Source organism: Ureibacillus galli (assembly GCF_014836845.1).
Lineage (GTDB): Bacteria > Bacillota > Bacilli > Bacillales_A > Planococcaceae > Ureibacillus > Ureibacillus galli.
Genome location: NZ_JACSQA010000074.1, coordinates 1 through 1225, shown reverse-complemented (window position 1 = coordinate 1225; position 1225 = coordinate 1). Strand labels below are relative to the sequence as shown.

At 35.4% G+C, this 1225-nt stretch carries 1 pseudogene; it reads left to right on the top strand.

What is annotated here, in order from left to right:
* Nucleotides 1-36: 36 nt before the first annotated feature.
* Nucleotides 37-1225: pseudogene (locus H9636_RS18935) on the top strand (IS3 family transposase); the annotation flags it as partial.

Sequence of the window (1225 nt, the reverse complement as noted above, 5' to 3'; positions counted from 1 at the left end):
ATGAAATAAAATAAATGGTTGATGGAGCGGAAGAACATGTCGAAAAAGTTATTTACAGATCAAGAACAGAAATTACTCAAGAAACATCCTTATGTAAAAGCAGTGAGTGAAAAAGCAATAACATATACAGATGAATTTAAAGCAAGAGCCATTAAAGAATATGAGGAAGGGAAATTTCCACTTCAAATTTTTGAAGATGCAGGATTTGATATTGATATCGTAGGTAAAAAACGTGCAAAGTCTGCTTTAGAGCGATGGCGTGCTGCTTATCAAAAGAATGGTGTAGCTGGGCTTGTGGATACACGTAAACACTCTTCAGGACGTCCACTTGAGCGAGAATTAAGTATAGAAGAAAAGTACGCAAGGTTAGAGGCGCAAAATGCATTATTACGTGCAGAAAATGAACTACTAAAAAAGATCGATTTAGCAGAAAGGTTGTTGATAAAGAAAAAGAGAAATTAACAGCGGAACAAAAATTTCAGTTGATCCAGTATGTGATAGAAAAACACCGCTTAAAAAGAATGGTAAGCTACCTTTGTAAATTAGTTGGAGTCTCTCGATCGGGCTACTATCGTTATTTTTCAGAAGAAGCACAACTTAGTAGACAAGCTAGTGATCAGGCAGATGAGACAGTCAAAGAAATCATTTTAAAAGCGTTCAATTTCCGTGGTCGTAAGAAAGGTGCACGTCAAATTAAAATGACGTTAGAAAATCAGTATCAAATTACATATAACCTAAAGCGAATTCGTCGTATCATGAAAAAGTTTCAAATCATCTGCCCCATTCGAAATGCAAATCCATATCGAAGAATGGCCAAAGCAACGAAAGAACATAGAACTTTACCAAATCTATTAAACCGTAAATTTAAGCAAGGAATCGCTAGAAAAGTATTATTAACAGACATTACATATTTGAGTTATGGAAAAGGAAAACGTGCCTACTTATCCGCTATAAAAGATGCCGAAACCAATGAAATTTTAGCATATGAGACATCGGATAAAATTACACTAGATATTGCATTAAATACATTAAAGATGTTGAAAAAGAATGGGATAAAATTGGCCGATGGCGCATTCATTCACTCTGATCAAGGGTTCCACTATACCAGCCCCCAATTTCAAAAGATGGTAAAGAAAATGGGACTAGAGCAATCTATGTCACGTCGTGGAAACTGTTGGGATAATGCCCCACAAGAATCGTTTTTTGGTCATTTTAAAGATGAAAC